We start from the raw sequence: 17216 nt of genomic DNA, 5'->3' as shown, positions 1-17216 counted from the left end.
AGTTAGGAATATTAATCGGATATACTTCCAGGTATAACTATTTTTTGATGGATAATACAATTTTTACCGTACTTAAACTGCTCGGTTCGCTGGCTCTTTTGATGTATGGAATGAAAGTTATGAGTGAAGGTCTCCAGAAGTTAACAGGAGACCGTCTACGTAATATCCTGGGCGCCATGACTACAAACCGGTTTACCGGATTGCTCACGGGAGCATTCGTTACAGCCGCTGTCCAGTCATCCACCGCTACCACCGTTATGACCGTTAGTTTCGTAAACGCCGGTCTTCTTACCTTGACACAAGCTATATCCGTTATTATGGGAGCCAACATAGGGACGACAGTCACTGCGTGGATTATGTCTGTCTTCGGTTTCCAGTTTAATATGTCCAATGTCATTTATCCCCTGTTTGCATTATCCCTCCCCTTAATATTCTCTAAAAAAAGCGGACGCAAGTCATTCGGTGAATTCGTTTTCGGGTTCGCTTTTATGTTTTTAGGACTAACGACTTTGCGGGAGAATGCGATGCATATGGACCTGGAACACAACCAGGTACTCCTGTCTTTTATCGCATCCTGCAAGGAATGGGGAATGTTTTCCGTACTGTTGTTCCTGCTGATCGGAGGCATTATAACAATGGCGGTACAGTCATCAGCGGCCGTTATGGCTATTACATTAATATTATGTTCAAGCGGCGTATTAGACCTGTATCTGGGTATTGCGCTGGTGATGGGAGAGAACATCGGAACGACGGTAACCTCCAATATCGCGGCTCTCACCGGTAATGCACAAGCACGAAGGGCGGCATTTGCCCATTTCATATTCAACTTTTTCGGGATTATCTGGGTGCTCTGCATCTTCCACCCGTTTATCGACGCCGTAACGAATCTTGTCAATTACCTTGCTCCCAATACGCCCAAAGACATTGCAATCACCTATATGTTGTCGGCATTCCATACCGCATTTAACATTTGCAATGTATTGATATTAATATGGTTCATTAAACCGATTGAACGATTGGTTTGTTTAGTGATCAAATCAAAGCCGGAAGACGAAGAGTACCGCCTGCGTTACATCACAGGAGGTTTGCTTTCTACCGCTGAACTGTCTATTCTGCAAGCGAATAAGGAGATATCCCTTTTTGCCGAACGGACAACACGCATGTTCAGCATGGTAAAAGATGTGTTTTACGAGAAGGACGAGGACACCTTCATGAAAACGTATAACCGGATTGAAAAATACGAGAACATCAGCGACCATATGGAGATAGAGATAGCCAACTATCTTACCCTCGTTGCAGAAGGCCGCCTGAGTTCGGAAAGTAAAGAAGAAATCCGTATCATGCTACGTGCCGTATCGGAAATAGAAAGTATTGCCGACTCCTGTAACAATCTGGCTCGTACCATCAAACACAGGAATGAAGGGAAGTCTGTCTTTACCGACAAACAGAACCACAACATAGACAAGATTTTCGAACTGGTGACGAAATCGTTGTATCAGATGAACTCGATACTGAAAAAGCCGGAATTGTCGCACGACGACATCAACCCGTCTTACAATATCGAAAACGAAATAAACAATTATCGCAACCTGTTGAAACAACATAATGTAGAAGATATCAATAATAAGGAATACCAGTATCAGGACGGGGTATATTATATGGATATCGTCAGCGAAGCTGAAAAGCTGGGAGATTATGTCCTGAATGTTGTACAGGCTGTTATTGAGAAGAAAATATAAGTATGCATACATTCATTTTAATCGGATATTTATCCACTTAAATTTACATAAATGGACTATTCTTTTTTTGATTTTCTTACGCTTGTAGGAGCATTAGGTATGTTCCTATACGGAATGAAAGTAATGAGTGAAGGTCTGCAAAAAGTCGCAGGAGACAAGTTACGCAGCATTCTCTCGGTAATGACAACTAACCGATTTACAGGTGTTCTGACCGGGATTCTGATCACAGCACTCATTCAGTCATCAAGTGCCACTACCGTGATGGTTGTCAGTTTCGTTAATGCGGGACTTCTGACGCTAACCCAGTCAATCAGTGTCATCATGGGAGCCAACGTCGGTACGACGGTTACGGCATGGATCATCTCCCTCTTCGGATTTAAAGTCGACATCAGTGTCTTCTCCCTGCCGCTCATCGGATTATGTATTCCGCTGATATTTTCCGGCAAGAGTAAACGAAAATCATGGGGTGAATTTTTAATGGGTTTTGCTTTCCTCTTCATGGGGCTATCCTATCTGAAATCTTCAGTGCCCGACCTGCAAAGCAATCCTCAAATCCTTTCTTTCTTACAAGATTATACCTCTTTGGGATATCCTTCCCTCCTTATATTCCTCCTTTTAGGAACCATTCTTACAGTTATCGTTCAATCATCCAGTGCTACCGTTGCCATCACATTGATTATGTGTACGCAGGGATGGATTCCTTTCGAGATGGCGGCAGCCATGGTACTGGGAGAAAATATAGGAACAACCATTACAGCGAATATTGCGGCTATTTCGGCGAACGTTTCGGCCCGGCGTGCTGCAATCGCCCACCTGATGTTTAACGTATTCGGGGTATGTTGGGTGATGGCACTGTTCTATCCGTTCACCAGCATGATCACCTGGATCGTTACAAACTATGGCCCGGGCGACCCGAACGAGATGACACAGTTCCTGAGCACACTCGATCCGAAGACGATCTCCCTGATCACTTCCAGCGCGCAGATCACAGACCCGCACCTGCTCGCTTTGCAAAAGCAATTACTCACATTACAGGTATCCGTTTCCTACGGCCTTTCCCTGTTCCATACCGTATTCAATATAACAAACGTTTGTATCATGATCTGGTTCGTGAAGTTCTACGTATATGTTTGTTCAGCCCTGATCAAACCGAAGAACGTAAGCGACGAAGAAGAGTTCCAGTTGAAATATATTCCTTCCGGCATGCTCTCCACTTCCGAGTTATCATTGATGCAGGCGAAGAAAGAGATTGCCGTATTCGGAGAACGTACACAACGTATGTTCGGCATGGTTAAAGACCTGTTCTATGAGAAGAACGAAGACAACTTCCTGAAGATATACAGTCGCATCGAAAAGTACGAGAACATCAGCGACCGTATGGAAATCGAGATTGCCAACTATCTGACATTCGTTGCTGAAGGACGCCTGAGTTCTGAAGGTAAGGAAGAAATCCGTATCATGTTGCGTACCGTGACGGAAATAGAAAGTATCGCCGACTCCTGCAACAACCTGGCACGTGGTATCAGACGCCGCAACGAAGGCAAATCCGAGTTTACCGACGAGCAGAACCACAACATCGACCAGATGTTCGCCCTGCTTGAAAAGGCCCTGACCCGGATGAATGAAATCCTCCACATGCAGGAAGTCGTTCACGACGATATCAACCAGTCTTACAACATTGAAAACGAGATCAACAATTATCGCAACCAGTTGAAGATACACAATATGGAAGATGTCAACAATAAGAAATACCAATATCAGGACGGTGTTTATTATATGGACCTTGTCGGTGAATCCGAAAAGCTGGGCGACTATGTATTAAATGTAGTACAGGCCGTTATCGAAAAGAAAATATAACCATAAACTTTTATGGTTACCAAGTAAAAGCTCTTTCCGTTTATCCGGAAAGGGCTTTTTCATTATCCGATAGTCCCCCGGAGAGAAAACTACCTTATTCTTCATAGTATCATATATTATGATACAACATTCTCATAATATATGCGATTATAATATCATAATATATGATACTTCAAATTCCTTATAGAGTAATCCCATACAGGTCAGGAGAGAAGTAAACAGGGAGAGTGGCAAAGGGAAGGAAAGGTCTATAAACAATTAAAGCCTGTCTCACGACAAGCCCTAACCAACTTTGTTAACCTTAAATCTAATACTATTATGAAAAAACCACAATGCAAAGATAAGGCTGTAACAAGCCTTTGTCAAGTCTTTTACAGACAATATATGTTAAGCTATCCGGGCATTGTAGCTAAAAATTGTTTTAGAACACAAAACTTTATACAATACAGACAAAAACTGCTAATTTTAACAGTTAAAAGGAGCATTTTCCACCCTTTTAGCACCCTGCAAAACTTATAGCATATCTACTATCCGCCGCTGCTCTTCAAAAAAGACGATACGGTCTTTCTCTCCGCTACGGGAGATCAGGGTAGAAGTACGGATCAGGGATTGCATCCACTGCTTCATCCGTTGGAATATAGCTTCGTCAGGAGATGTCGCGTCGTTCAGTGTGAAAGATTTAAGCATCGTCAGATGGCAATGTTGCGTTTCCACATAACTGTAACTGGTTTCAAAGTTAACACTGCTGACAAAAAAGTGGATATTCTTGCCTTCCTTCCAGAAACCTCTGGCAGCCAAAGTCTCCAGATCATCAATAAAGATCATCAGTTCCTTCTTCAGGACATTTATTTCCTCCCGGGTAATCAGATAGATGCTGGCAAAATATTTAATATCATTCACCAGGTACAGGAATGTCATGCTATCCATTATATGGTACGCATTGGCAGCCTGACAAACTTCCGTTACAATCTCGCTGTTAATCAGTTGCAGCCGGTCCGGTGGTTCAATCTGGCTGTACCGGGCAGGCATAACATTCCCACATTGATAAATCCATTTGAACAGGTAAAACCGATAAATATGTCTGTAGCCTAACACCAACGACTGAGGAAGAATATTCAACGCCCCGCCCACTTCTGAATTCGGATCATCCTTGAGATACCTCAACTCATTCACAAAGTTTTCGAGCATCTCATAATCCTCTTCGCTCGGATTCAGGAAATTTACCATTTTCATCTGGAACGGCCTGCTTTTACCCGAAGAACAGCCAATGATATGATCCAACGAAATATCCAGCTTGGCAGCAATGGTAGCAATTTCGAAGATGGTAAAAGGGACATCGCCTCTCAACCGACGATAAACGGCTTCCTTTTCCAGCATCAGAAGATCGGCCAACTTATTTGTCAGCACGCCTCGTCCCGGAAACTTGTCTTTAATAGCCGTTACAAGATTTTCATATAACAGGTCATTTTTCATACATAATCGTTTTTCAAATTTGGTCTTAGTTCCCGGCGTCTGTCCTAAAAACACGTTCTGTTTCCGACAAATATATGCAAAAACTTTTGATTATGTAGCTCTTATACCTGTTTCCTTTCTTTCTTTTTTATTCACAAGGCAGTGTAAACCAGAACCTTGATCCCACACCAGGCGTTGAATCCACACCGATCTCACCGCGTAAGGCATTGACGATCGTTTTACAAATAGACAAGCCTAAACCAGTACCTTGCTTGAAAGAATCGACTTTGGTAAACCGTTCGAAAATCGTTTCGATATGCCTGGCTGAAATACCGATACCGGTGTCGCTGACTTCAAACAAGACATGATCCTCTTCCACACGATAGGAAAGGGTGATAGATCCTTGTTCGGTAAACTTGATGGCATTCGACAGTAAGTTGGAGACCACTTGCGTAACTCGCTTGGGGTCGGTATGGAGTATTTTGTCCGGCAAAGCATTCAGGTCGCACCGCATGGAGACGCCTTCCTGGACTTTCAGGGAATGTACTTTATATTGTTCTGCACATATTTCCTTTATATTGACATCTGCCAGCGAATAATCCATCATTCCCGATTCGATCTTTGAGAAATCAAGGATATCGGTGACCAGACGAAGAAGCAGATCGCAATTTGTATTGATAATCTTCACATATTCATCCTTTCCCTCTTCATCATCCATTTCAGCAATGATACCGGAGAAACCGACAATGGCATTCAAAGGCGTACGGATCTCATGGCTCATATTGGCCAGAAACGTAGATTTCAGCATATCTGCCTCACGGGCCTTTTGCATTTCCAGTTCATTCTTACGCGATTCGTCACGGGCCTGCTGCAAATTCTCTTCCAACTGTTTCTCTCCCGTTATGTCCGTTATATAACAAACAACTTTGCAGGGATGCCCGTCTTTATTGATTTTGTGTGCCTGGGCATTTATACGAATCCAGGTGGGAACTGTCCGGACAAACATTTTACATACAAAACTACAATTATCAGTCTCTCCGCGGATAACCTGCAAAAGAGGTCCCATATCATTCCCGGGGATAGAACTGAATTGCCCCAAATCCCACAACTCCTGAATAGACAGATAATTATGTGTCTTCAGATAATTGAACAAAGGATTTGAACTGGAATGGTCATTCAACACAGGGTCTATATACAGTTCATCCTCCTCCACACTATACTCACCGACTATTGAACGGCCGGACAACAGAACGGCTTTCAAAATAGCCAGGTTGTTACGGGTCTGTTCCGCTTTAAGTTGCATATCCGTGTTATCTGAAATGATTAGCAGGTATCCGACCAGCCCGAACTCCGGATCATTCAGTCCTATTCCCTTTATCTGAAGATATTTGACCTGGTCTACGAATGCCGATGGATAATAGCTGGTATTCTGTATGATACTAAAATCATAGACGAATGGAAAACTAAACGCCCGTCCGCTCTTTATCCCCTTCAGTATTTTCTCCGGAATAGCCGGGTTCCTGAAAAGATTAATGCCTAAAAGATCTTTGCGGGCAGAGCCGAAAATACGGGCATCAGCCTCATTGAGATCGATCAGGTAACCTTCGGAGTCATATAGTTCCACCCCGATAGGCAAATTATTGAAGAACTGTTTAAATTTGATGCTGAGTTCCGCCAAATGTTTCCTCGATTCTTCCAGGCTGGCTTGTGTCTCCCGACGTTCGATGATCAGGGAAAAGATACTTGCTATAATATGTAAGTCTTCGATTTCCGTAGCAGTCCAGAAACGTTGTACACGAACAGAATCAAAACCAATAAACCCCTGTATTTTATTATGGAAAGAAAGCGGAATAATAAGCATGGATTTCAGGTGCTGCAACTCAAACAGCTTTTTATCCGTTTCCGCTTCCGGAGGCAGGTCGCTCATGCTGCACATGACGATATCACGTCCGTCCTTCACTGTTTCCATGATCCAGGGGATAGTCTCGTCCGTCAGTTCCGAATGGTTCTCTTTGGGGACTTCCACCCATTCGCTCATCACTTCGTAAGGGGAATAGGCTGTCCGCCCGTCTTTTTCAAAAATAGCTACATATCCCCAGTCTGCATTGAAAAAGTTCAGGAGCAAACTCATGGCCTTCTCTATCGGCTGGCGTTCTTCATTAAACAGCAATACAAGTACCTCGGAAATAATACGCTTGATATTGGAAGCTTCAGCAAAAGAACTGCCGGTATCGGCCTTCCGTTCATTGTCACGTGCTTCTAATAATAGTATCAGTTCCTCTTTGGATAATCGGTTATATTTGTTCTTTGTTAGTGTTGACATCATATGGTAATTCTTTATAAACGCAAAAATATTGAATAGTTTTGATTTTTAAGGCATTTCAAGGAACTAATTCACGTCGAGACATGTTAATATTCACCGGAAATCGCCCGGAAGGCCGTTTCTTTAGAACAATTATGCTTTTAATCATAAGCGTGTTCAGCGTAAAAAGTTATATTTGCATGTTCTAATGTAGACGATTTTAAATATGTTGAAGCAACAGTTACAACAAAAGTTACAGCAAAAGCTATCTCCGCAGCAGATCCAGTTAATACGGCTTCTGGAACTTCCCGCTATCGAGCTGGAAGAACGAATCAAGCACGAACTGGAGGATAATCCTGCCCTGGAGGAAGGAAAGGATATTGCGGACGACTTTGAACGGACTGACGACGAGGGTGTTGATGATATAACTACAAACGAAACAGATACAGACCTCTCACTCGGAGACTATATGAGTGAAGACGATATCCCGGATTACAAGCTCCGCGAGATAAGCGAGAAAACCGACCGCAAGGAAGATATTCCTTTTTCCGTAAGCCAGTCATTGAACGAATATCTGCTGCAACAGCTCGGATTGCGTGACCTGCCGGAAAAGGAAATGAAGATTGCCGAATATATTATCGGAAATATAGACGACGACGGTTACTTGCGTCGCGAACTCTCCGCCATTGCCGACGACCTGGTTTTCCAGGCCGGACAAGACGTTAACGAGAAAGAAATAGAAGAGGTGCTCACCATCATACAGGATTTCGACCCCGCCGGAGTCGGAGCCCGCAACCTACAGGAATGTTTATTGCTCCAACTCGACCGTAAAGAGTCGACGCCCGGAGTAAAGATGGCTATCCATATCCTCACGGAATATTTCGAGGAATTTACCCGCAAGCACTACGACAAGATCATGCGCGGCCTCAACATCAGCGAAGGCACGCTGAAAAAGGCTATTCACGAAATAATTGCTCTCGATCCTAAACCTTGCAGCAGCTGGGGTGGTTCTATGGAAGCAGCCATGAGCCAGGTCATTCCGGATTTCCTGGTCGAGGCGGTGAACGGCGAATTGATCCTGAGTATGAACAACCGGGATATTCCGGATCTGAAGATCAGCCGTGAATATGCGGAAATGTTTCAGGACTACACCGGCAATAAGGCCAACCAGACTTCCAAAATGCGTGAAGCAGTGCAGTTCGTAAAACAAAAGCTGGATTCCGCACAATGGTTTATCGACGCTATTAAACAGCGCCAGGAAACATTACAGCGTACGATGGAAGCCATCATCCTCCTGCAACGGGACTTTTTCCTGACGGGAGACGATGCGACCCTGCGCCCGATGATACTGAAAGACGTGGCCGAACGTGCGGGATACGACATATCGACCATTTCGAGGGTTAGCAACAGTAAATACGTGCAAACCAATTTCGGCATCTACCCTCTGAAGTTCTTCTTCTCCGAATCGATGCAAACCGACAGCGGCGAGGAAATATCCACCCGTGAGGTGAAGAAGATAATGAAAGAACACATAGACAGCGAGGATAAACGCAAACCGCTCACAGACGAGGAACTCACCACGATCCTCAAAGAGAAAGGTTATGTGATCGCCCGCCGCACAGTGGCCAAATACCGGGAACAACTAGACATTCCGGTTGCAAGGCTCAGAAAAGAAATATAAATTTGAAGCGTTATGAGATTGTTTTCAAATATAATATCCGGCATGTTCCACCCGTTACTAATGATAACGTATGGAGTCATTCTGGCATTGTCATTCACATACCTGGCGATCTACCCGCCCACCATGAAGTTGTTTCTGGTTGGCGGAGCCTTCCTGTCGACAGCCGTCGTTCCGGGAATTTTCATCTTTCTGATGGTTAAGAACGGGGCCGCCGGCGACCTGGAACTGACAGACCGCAAAGAACGGGTAGTTCCCTACCTGATCATCATCACCTCCATCATGGTCTGTATATTTTATATGTACAAGATGATGATCCCGTTCTGGTTCCTCTCGTTGCTGATGGGGGCCTGCGTAGCATTGCTCTTTTCCCTGTGCATTAACTTCTTCTGGAAGATCAGTGCCCATGCGCTGGGCATCGGAGGACTTCTCGGAGGAATCATGGGTGTTGCGCGCATCCACCTGATAAATCCTTACTGGGGATTCATTATCATACTGCTGGCAGCCGGGCTGGTCGGTACTTCACGTATCTTTTTAAAACGGCATACTCCTATGCAGGTATATGCCGGCTTTTGTCTCGGTTTTATATGTACCTTTGTAGCCTCATTATTGAGTTATATCTATTTATTCATCTAATAAAAACACTAAAGTTATGAACTTTCCTGCTGATTTAAAGTACACAAAAGATCACGAATGGATTCGTGTAGACGGCGAAGTTGCCTATATCGGTATCACTGACTATGCTCAGAGCGAATTAGGCGAAATCGTTTTTGTAGACATCACCACTGAAGGCGAAGTCGTTGCCAAAGAAGAAGTTTTCGGTACAATCGAAGCTGTAAAAACTGTTTCCGACCTGTTCATGCCGGTTAGCGGAGAAGTGATCCAGGCAAACTCCGAACTGGAAGACAAACCTGAACTGGTAAACGAAGATGTTTACGGAAACGGATGGTTGATCAAGATTTCCATGTCTGACCCTTCTGAACTGGACGACCTGCTGTCGGCTGCCGAATACGAACAACTGATCGCAAAATAAATGACACCGGTAGTAAGTATTATCATGGGCAGCACTTCCGACCTGCCCGTAATGGAAAAAGCAGCCAAGTTGCTGGACGAAATGGAGATTCCTTTCGAAATGCACGCCTTGTCTGCCCACCGTACTCCGGCTGAAGTGGAAGCCTTTGCCAAAGGAGCCAAAGACCGTGGTATTAAAGTTATTATCGCCGCAGCCGGTATGGCTGCACACCTGTGTGGCGTGATTGCATCCATGACTACCGTTCCGGTAATCGGTGTGCCTATCAACTCTACACTCGACGGTATGGACGCCCTGCTGGCTATCGTACAGATGCCTCCGGGAATTCCTGTTGCCACTGTCGGTATCAACGGAGCATTAAACGCCGGAATCCTGGCAGTCCAGATGCTTGCCGTAGGAGACGAACAACTCCAGGGCAAGCTGGCCGATTACAAGGAAAATCTGAAGAAAAAGATCGTAAAAGCCAACGAAGAGTTAGCTCAGGTATCTTTTAAATACAAAACAAATTAATCAGATTGTTGGAACATAGCCTGTTTTTAGCGACTGAAAGGTAACTTTTCCCCTCTTGAGAGCGGGCAGGGGGTGTGTTAAAGCCAGTAAATAAGGCGAAAAGATAACACACCCCTTATCTCCTCTCAAGAGGGGAAACAGATACCACCGGACGCTCCGGCCATGTTCCCCAAAACAAACTAGTAAATGGATTATTTTAATTACAGTCGCCGTAAATCATCTGTTGTCAATATAGGAAACACCCCGTTGGGGGGCGAGAACCCGATACGTATCCAATCCATGGCCAATGTATCCACCATGGACACCGAAGCCTCTGTCCGCCAGGCCATCCGCATGATCGAAGCCGGAGCCGAATATGTGCGTTTCACCGCACAGGGAGAACGCGAAGCCCGCAACCTGGGAGAGATCCGGAAAGAACTGAATGCCCAGGGATATACCACCCCGCTCGTTGCCGACATACATTTCAACCCCAGAGCAGCCGATGCCGCCGCCGAAGTGGTGGAAAAAGTACGTATCAACCCCGGTAACTACGTTGACAAAGTAAAAACATTTGACCTTCTGGAATACACCGACGAAGAATATGCCGCCGAATTGCAGAAGATACGCGACCGTTTTGTCCCTTTCCTCGACATTTGTAAAAAACACGGAACCGCCATCCGCATTGGCGTAAATCATGGTTCACTGTCCGACCGTATCATGAGCCGGTATGGTGATACCCCTGAAGGAATGGTTGCCTCCTGCATGGAATTTCTGCGTATCTGCCGGGACGAGAATTTCCCGGACGTGGTAATCTCCATCAAAGCATCCAACACGGTTGTCATGGTCCGCACCGTACGTCTGCTCGTCCGTACCATGGAGGCAGAAGACATGCACTACCCGCTCCACCTGGGAGTGACCGAAGCCGGTGACGGTGAAGACGGCCGCATTAAAAGTGCTGTCGGTATCGGCGCCCTGCTGACCGACGGAATAGGTGATACCATCCGCGTATCCCTCAGCGAAGACCCGGAAGCAGAAATACCGGTTGCCCGCAAACTGGTAAACTACATACTGGAACTCCGGGAGCACAGGCCGATTACCGCCCAGGCAGTTCCCGGATACGACCCGGTAACAGCCACACGCCGCATCAGCCGAGTAACGGAAGGCATCGGAGGCAATTTCCCTCCCGTTGTCATCTCCGACCGTAGCAACGGCTACTTTGAATTCGACTATTCTTCCCTACCCGATTACATATACATCGGCAAAGAAGACCCGGACAATCTTCCCGACAACTTCCGCATGCTGGTAGATGCCCATTTCTGGAAAGAACGTCCGAATGCCTACCCTTACTTCATCGCTTCCGAAATAGAGGAGATGAAAGAATACAACTCTCCGCTGAAATTCATCCGCCTGACATACAATGACCTGACGGACAAGACGCTGGAGATACTGAAACAGGATAAAACAGCCGTGGCAGTCCTGAGCACCCACCACCGCAACGGTGTCGGATCGCAACGTGCAGCCATGCACAAATTACTGGCAGCCGGCTGCGATATCCCCGTCATCCTTCACCGCGACTATCACGAACCGGACAAAGAAGCCCTGCAACTCAAAGCTGCGGCCGACTTCGGCACCTTGCTGCTCGATGGTTTCGGCGACGGTATCATGCTACATAATAACGATGAATGCGAAGCCCTGGTCACCGACAGTTACATGTTCGGCATCCTCCAGGCAACCCGTTCGCGCATCAGCAAAACAGAATATATCTCCTGCCCGAGTTGCGGACGTACGCTCTATGACCTGCAAACGACGATTGCCCGCATCAAAGAAGCCACTTCCCACCTGAAAGGATTGAAGATCGGCATCATGGGCTGTATCGTAAACGGTCCCGGCGAAATGGCTGATGCCGACTACGGTTATGTAGGTGCGGGACGCGGGCAGATCAGCCTCTACAAAGGCAAAGAATGCGTACTGAAAAACATCCCCGAAGAAGATGCAGTAGAACGTTTAGTTCAGTTAATAAAAGAGAACGGTGACTGGCAGAACTGATATTTGTACTATCTTCGTCCCTCAAAATCAAGATATAATATGGAAGTAAAGATAATTAATAAATCACATCACCCGCTGCCTGCCTATGCAACAGAATTGTCGGCAGGTATGGATATCCGTGCAAACCTGACAGAACCCGTAGTGCTGAAACCATTGGAACGCAAGCTGATCCCGACCGGATTATATATTGCCCTGCCCGAAGGTTACGAAGCACAGATGCGCCCCCGCAGCGGCCTGGCACTGAAACACGGTATCACTCTGTTGAATACGCCGGGAACGATCGATGCGGATTACCGGGGTGAGATCGGAATCATTCTAGTCAACCTCTCTTCCGAACCGTTCACCGTGAACGACGGGGAGCGTATCTGCCAGATGGTAATCGCCACCTACAGCCAGATCGACTGGAAGCCGGTAGAGGTACTGGACGATACGGAACGGGGAGCCGGAGGTTTCGGACATACAGGCAAGAAATAGACCCTCCTTTTGAAGGTGATCGTCAAAGGGCGTTGACGGAGGTCGTCACCCCTCGTTGACGGAAGCCGTCAGTTACCGTTGACGACTACCGTAACAAATCAGATTAAAATAAGAACATAGAATAAGATATATGTTGAAACAACTAATATACGGGATACTTTTTTCACTCCTCCTGCTGACGGGAATCAACCCCTTGCATGCAGAAGAGACCCGGAAAGACACTCCCACCAAGGCAAAAGAATTAAGTGAAGCCGAACAACGGAAATTCGACTATTTCTTTTTCGAAGGGCTGAACCTGAAAACAGCCGGAAAGTTCGATGCCGCTTTCGACGCTTTCAACCATTGCATGGCCATCGACTCGACGGCATCTCCTGTACTGTATGAACTTTCATCGTTCTATGTGCAGATGAACCGGCCGGAAAAGGCGGTCGAGATGTTGCAGCGTGCCGTAGCCAATAGTACGGACAACTTCACCTACCGGATGGCACTGGCTACTATCAGCCGCAACCTGGGTATGTACGGAGAAGCAGCCGAGGAATATGAGAAACTGGTAAAAGCCTTTCCCGGAAAACCGGAACTGAACTATTACCTGGCAGAAGCACTGACACAGGAAGGCGAAACCGGCAAGGCTATCGATGCCTACAACGCCCTCGAATCGTCCATCGGCATGAACGAGGCGCTCTCCATGCAGAAATACAAGCTCTACAACCAGCTGGAACAATCGGATGCCGCTTTCAACGAAATAGAAAAGCTGGCTATCAAATATCCGATGGAAGCCCGCTACCAAATCATCCTGGGTGACCTTCACTTGGAAAAGAACGACACGATAAAGGCGCGCGCCTACTACCAGAAAGCCCATGAGATCGACCCGGGTAACCCTTACTACATCGTCTCTATGGCCAACTACTACGAAGCGACCGGCAACAAGGATGCCGCCGAAACGCAGATACGCAACGCCCTGATCAATGAAAAACTGGACGTAGACACCAAAGTCGCCATCCTCTCCCGTTATATCCTGAAGTTGCAACAGACGAAGAAAGGGACGGACAGCGCCAACGCTTTGTTCCAGACATTGCTCGAACAACATCCGGAAGACACCGACCTGAAACAGATGTACGGCAGCCTCCTGATCGCGCAGGGGAAAACAGACGAGGCCCGTTTCCAGTTCCAGCTTATCACAGAGATGGAGCCCGAAAACGCCGCCGCCTGGCAACAATTGCTGAATATGTCGCTGAAAGCCGAAGATATTCCCGAAGTGATCCGTATCTGTACCAAATGCCAGGAACTGTTCCCGGATGCACCCGAATATTATTTCTATCTGGGTATCGCTTATTACCAGCAGGAGAAATACCAGGAAGCCCTGAACACCTACTATGCAGGTATCAACATCATCCCGACGGATAATCCCCGGCTTAAATCCGATTTCTACGGACAGATCGGCGACATCTACTATCAGATGAAACAAATGGACCAGACATACAAGGCTTACGACGAAGCACTGAAATACAACGACAACAACATCGTTGTCCTCAACAACTACGCGTATTTCCTTTCCCTGGATAAAAAAGACCTGAAAAAGGCGGAACGCATGAGCGCCCAGTGCATCAAGCTCGAACCGGACAATGCGACCTATCTGGATACATATGCATGGATATTCTTCGTACAGGGCAACTACACCCTGGCCAAGATCTACATCGAAAGCGCCCTGGAGAAAGACACGACGAAAAGTTCGGAACTGGTAGACCATTACGGCGACATCCTGTATATGATAGGAGACAAGGACAAAGCCGTAGAACAATGGAAAAAGGCCCGCGAAATGGGTAAAGAAAGCGAAATACTCGACCGCAAGATCATTGAAGGCAAATATATCGAAGAGGAGGAAGCAAAATGAGAAGGATGACAACTCTTGTCCCCGCGCCCGACGCGGGGCCGCAGAAGAACCAACGGTTAAAGGCCGGCACCTTTGCGATCCCGTGTCAAGCACGGGAACGGGTAAGTCTGGCTTTTATCTTATTGATCATCCTGTTCCTGTCCGGCTGTAAAACATCAAAGAAAGTCGGTACGGTAGCCTCCGGCAGTGCCAAGGCTCACGACGAGTTTTTCGAGGCCATGGAAGAACATTCTTTTCAGTTCAATACGATGACGGCACGCCTGAATGCGGAACTGAAAACGGCCAAAAACAACATGAGTTCGCGTGTCGACCTGAAGATGGTCAGGGACAGCGCCTTCCAGCTATCCGTACAGCCATTCCTGGGAATCGAAGTTTTCCGCGCCGAATTTACCGTCGACAGCATAAAGGTAGTAGACCGCATGAACAAGCGGTATGTCGCCGAACGTTATGCCGACCTGAAAGGCCAGACACCGATCGAATTTAACTTTTATAACCTCCAGGCACTGTTCACCAACCATATCTTCCTGCCCGGCAAACAGGAGATAGACCCCAAACAGTACAAACGTTTCAAGCTGAACCAGGAAGGTTCGACTGCCGAGATCAAGGTCAAAGACACGATGGGATTGCTTTACACCTTCTTTGCCGACGGCGAAGAGAAGTTGCTTTCCACCTATATCACCGATCCGTCCGAGCAATATGCCCTGCAATGGGACTATTCCGATTTCCGCGTGGCGGAAGGACAGCCTTTCCCGATGCTGATGGACGTACAGGTCCTGGCAAACGGTTCGTCGCAGGGAGGCATCGCTTTCCGTTTCTCCCGCATCCAGACGAATGTTCCGGTTAATCTGGACTTTTCCATTCCGGCTAAGTATAAACGTATTACCTTTGCACAAATCATAAAATCAATCAGTAACAGCCAGCAATAAAAATGAAGTACATTTGGTTTGTCATATTCACGTTATCTGCCCTGACCGCCTTCGGACAGAAGTCCGCCCGGGTGAGACAGCTTGAAGAACAGCGAAAGAAAGCGCTGGCCGAGGTCGAAATGACAAACCAGTTACTGCAAGAGACGACGCAAACGGCCCAGAACACCCTCAACCGGCTGAATCTGCTCTCCCAGCAGATCCTTTCCCGTAAAAAGGTGATCAGCCTGCTCAACCAGGAACTAGGCGAACTGGATAACCAGATAACCGCTTCCCGCCGTGAGATCAATAAGCTGGAAAAAGAACTGGACGGTAAACGTGAGAACTACGGCAAGTCTATGCAAAGCATGTACAAACGCCGCAGTTCGCAGGATAAACTGCTCTTTATCCTCTCCGCCGATAATTTCGCACAATCCATGCGCCGTATGCGTTACCTGCGTGAATATGCCGACTGGCAGAAGCTCCAGGCCACCGAGATCATCGACAAACAAACCGAGATAACACTCAAACAGAAAGAACTGGAAAAGACACGTTCCGAAAAGAACGCATTGCTGGGAACCCGCGAACAGGAGAGCCAAAAGCTCCAGACCGAGGAAAGCAGCCAGAAAGCCGAAGTACAGCAACTCAACAAAAAACAAAAGCAGCTGAAAGAAGAACTCCGGAAGAAGCAGCAGCAAGCCAATGCCCTGAACCGTCAGATCGAAAAGCAGATTGCCGAAGAGATAGCCCGTGCCGAAGCCGAAGCAAAGGCCGCCCGCGAACGTGAACGCCGTGCCCGCGAAAAGGCCAAAGCAGAAGGAAAAGAGCCGGTCAAAGAGCCCGTACAGGAAGAACGCGTAGCCGATACCAAAGGCGGTTATGCCATGACACGCGCCGAAAAGAAACTGTCCGACGACTTCGCCGGCAACCGTGGCCGCCTGCCCTTCCCGGTAGCCGGACGTTATACGATCGTCGGAACCTTCGGCGAACAACAGCATCAGGAACTGAAATACGTACGCACCAACAACAGCGGTATCGACATTCAGACAAATCCCGGAGCCGAAGCCCGTGCCGTCTTCAATGGCGAGGTAACCCGTGTATTCGTAGTGCCCGGCTACAATAACTCCGTCATCATACGTCATGGTAATTACCTGACCGTTTACAGTAACCTGAGCCAGGTATATGTAAAGGCAGGCGATAAAGTCAGCACCCGTCAGACTATCGGAAAGATATTCACCGATACGGAGAGTGGCAATGCCACCATCCTTCATTTCCAGCTTTGGAAAGAAAAGACCAAGCTGAACCCTACTCCGTGGCTGGACTGAGCAGTTGACTAAAAAAAGTTTCCTACCTTTG

General features: G+C 46.9%; 13 protein-coding genes. 11 read left to right on the top strand and 2 right to left on the bottom strand.

The features are described from left to right. Positions 1–47 precede the first annotated feature (47 nt). Positions 48–1739: a Na/Pi cotransporter family protein gene (locus HMPREF1535_RS09820; protein ID WP_010800963.1), complete on the top strand. Its 1692-nt coding sequence runs from the start codon at positions 48–50 to the stop codon at positions 1737–1739. A 51-nt stretch (positions 1740–1790) separates the two neighbouring features. Then, positions 1791–3596 (top strand): Na/Pi cotransporter family protein, encoded by a 1806-nt coding sequence (locus HMPREF1535_RS09815; RefSeq protein ID WP_009860126.1) that lies wholly within the window; start codon positions 1791–1793, stop codon positions 3594–3596. A 513-nt stretch (positions 3597–4109) separates the two neighbouring features. Here the strand turns inward: HMPREF1535_RS09815 and HMPREF1535_RS09810 are convergent. Then, a complete protein-coding gene (locus tag HMPREF1535_RS09810; protein WP_009860128.1) occupies positions 4110–5069 on the bottom strand; it encodes a helix-turn-helix domain-containing protein in 960 nt (319 codons plus the stop codon). A 127-nt stretch (positions 5070–5196) separates the two neighbouring features. Then, the gene (locus HMPREF1535_RS09805; protein ID WP_046146005.1) at positions 5197–7374 is read right to left on the bottom strand and encodes a sensor histidine kinase; all 2178 of its coding nucleotides are present in this window, start codon (positions 7372–7374) and stop codon (positions 5197–5199) included. A gap of 202 nt (positions 7375–7576) precedes the next feature. Between HMPREF1535_RS09805 and rpoN the strand changes: the two genes are divergently transcribed. The 9 genes from rpoN (at position 7577) to HMPREF1535_RS09760 (ending at position 17185) form a co-directional block, all read left to right on the top strand. After that, complete coding sequence (gene rpoN, locus HMPREF1535_RS09800) at positions 7577–9031, top strand: RNA polymerase factor sigma-54 (protein ID WP_009860130.1); 1455 nt, start codon at positions 7577–7579, stop codon at positions 9029–9031. A 12-nt stretch (positions 9032–9043) separates the two neighbouring features. After that, on the top strand, positions 9044–9664 hold the full coding sequence (locus tag HMPREF1535_RS09795) for a phosphatase PAP2 family protein (RefSeq protein ID WP_009860131.1): 621 nt from the start codon (positions 9044–9046) through the stop codon (positions 9662–9664). 16 nt (positions 9665–9680) lie between these two features. Next, entirely contained in the window at positions 9681–10061 is a 381-nt protein-coding gene (gcvH, locus tag HMPREF1535_RS09790; RefSeq protein ID WP_009860132.1) for a glycine cleavage system protein GcvH, read from the top strand. Continuing rightward, positions 10062–10568, top strand: coding sequence for a 5-(carboxyamino)imidazole ribonucleotide mutase (gene purE, locus HMPREF1535_RS09785; RefSeq protein WP_009860133.1), 507 nt, complete (start codon positions 10062–10064; stop codon positions 10566–10568). It abuts the gene before it with no gap. A gap of 186 nt (positions 10569–10754) precedes the next feature. Beyond that, positions 10755–12593: a 4-hydroxy-3-methylbut-2-en-1-yl diphosphate synthase gene (locus HMPREF1535_RS09780; RefSeq protein WP_010800966.1), complete on the top strand. Its 1839-nt coding sequence runs from the start codon at positions 10755–10757 to the stop codon at positions 12591–12593. A gap of 39 nt (positions 12594–12632) precedes the next feature. After that, the gene (dut, locus tag HMPREF1535_RS09775) at positions 12633–13067 is read left to right on the top strand and encodes a dUTP diphosphatase (protein WP_009860135.1); all 435 of its coding nucleotides are present in this window, start codon (positions 12633–12635) and stop codon (positions 13065–13067) included. A 130-nt stretch (positions 13068–13197) separates the two neighbouring features. Then, the gene (locus tag HMPREF1535_RS09770; RefSeq protein ID WP_009860136.1) at positions 13198–14958 is read left to right on the top strand and encodes a tetratricopeptide repeat protein; all 1761 of its coding nucleotides are present in this window, start codon (positions 13198–13200) and stop codon (positions 14956–14958) included. Next, the gene (gene lolB1, locus HMPREF1535_RS09765; protein ID WP_244275589.1) at positions 14955–15884 is read left to right on the top strand and encodes a lipoprotein insertase outer membrane protein LolB1; all 930 of its coding nucleotides are present in this window, start codon (positions 14955–14957) and stop codon (positions 15882–15884) included. Before HMPREF1535_RS09770 ends, lolB1 begins: the two co-directional genes overlap by 4 nt. A 2-nt stretch (positions 15885–15886) precedes the next feature. After that, positions 15887–17185 carry a murein hydrolase activator EnvC family protein gene (locus HMPREF1535_RS09760; RefSeq protein WP_046146004.1) on the top strand — a complete coding sequence of 433 codons (1299 nt, stop codon included), beginning with the start codon at positions 15887–15889 and terminating at the stop codon, positions 17183–17185. The last annotated feature ends 31 nt before the right edge of the window (positions 17186–17216 follow it).

The organism is Parabacteroides goldsteinii DSM 19448 = WAL 12034 (genome assembly GCF_000969835.1).
Classification (GTDB): domain Bacteria; phylum Bacteroidota; class Bacteroidia; order Bacteroidales; family Tannerellaceae; genus Parabacteroides; species Parabacteroides goldsteinii.
Note: the sequence above shows the minus strand (reverse complement) of the source record. Positions and strands in the feature narration are given on the sequence as shown.

Excerpts from the sequence above, each read along its gene's own strand:
- HMPREF1535_RS09820 (WP_010800963.1), top strand. The coding sequence starts at position 48 with ATGGATAATACAATTTTTACCGTACTTAAACTGCTCGGTTCGCTGGCT.
- gcvH (WP_009860132.1), top strand. The coding sequence starts at position 9,681 with ATGAACTTTCCTGCTGATTTAAAGTACACAAAAGATCACGAATGGATT.
- purE (WP_009860133.1), top strand. The coding sequence starts at position 10,062 with ATGACACCGGTAGTAAGTATTATCATGGGCAGCACTTCCGACCTGCCC.
- HMPREF1535_RS09815 (WP_009860126.1), top strand. The coding sequence starts at position 1,791 with ATGGACTATTCTTTTTTTGATTTTCTTACGCTTGTAGGAGCATTAGGT.
- HMPREF1535_RS09810 (WP_009860128.1), bottom strand. The coding sequence starts at position 5,069 with ATGAAAAATGACCTGTTATATGAAAATCTTGTAACGGCTATTAAAGAC.
- rpoN (WP_009860130.1), top strand. The coding sequence starts at position 7,577 with ATGTTGAAGCAACAGTTACAACAAAAGTTACAGCAAAAGCTATCTCCG.
- HMPREF1535_RS09770 (WP_009860136.1), top strand. The coding sequence starts at position 13,198 with ATGTTGAAACAACTAATATACGGGATACTTTTTTCACTCCTCCTGCTG.
- lolB1 (WP_244275589.1), top strand. The coding sequence starts at position 14,955 with ATGAGAAGGATGACAACTCTTGTCCCCGCGCCCGACGCGGGGCCGCAG.
- dut (WP_009860135.1), top strand. The coding sequence starts at position 12,633 with ATGGAAGTAAAGATAATTAATAAATCACATCACCCGCTGCCTGCCTAT.
- HMPREF1535_RS09795 (WP_009860131.1), top strand. The coding sequence starts at position 9,044 with ATGAGATTGTTTTCAAATATAATATCCGGCATGTTCCACCCGTTACTA.
- HMPREF1535_RS09760 (WP_046146004.1), top strand. The coding sequence starts at position 15,887 with ATGAAGTACATTTGGTTTGTCATATTCACGTTATCTGCCCTGACCGCC.
- HMPREF1535_RS09805 (WP_046146005.1), bottom strand. The coding sequence starts at position 7,374 with ATGATGTCAACACTAACAAAGAACAAATATAACCGATTATCCAAAGAG.
- HMPREF1535_RS09780 (WP_010800966.1), top strand. The coding sequence starts at position 10,755 with ATGGATTATTTTAATTACAGTCGCCGTAAATCATCTGTTGTCAATATA.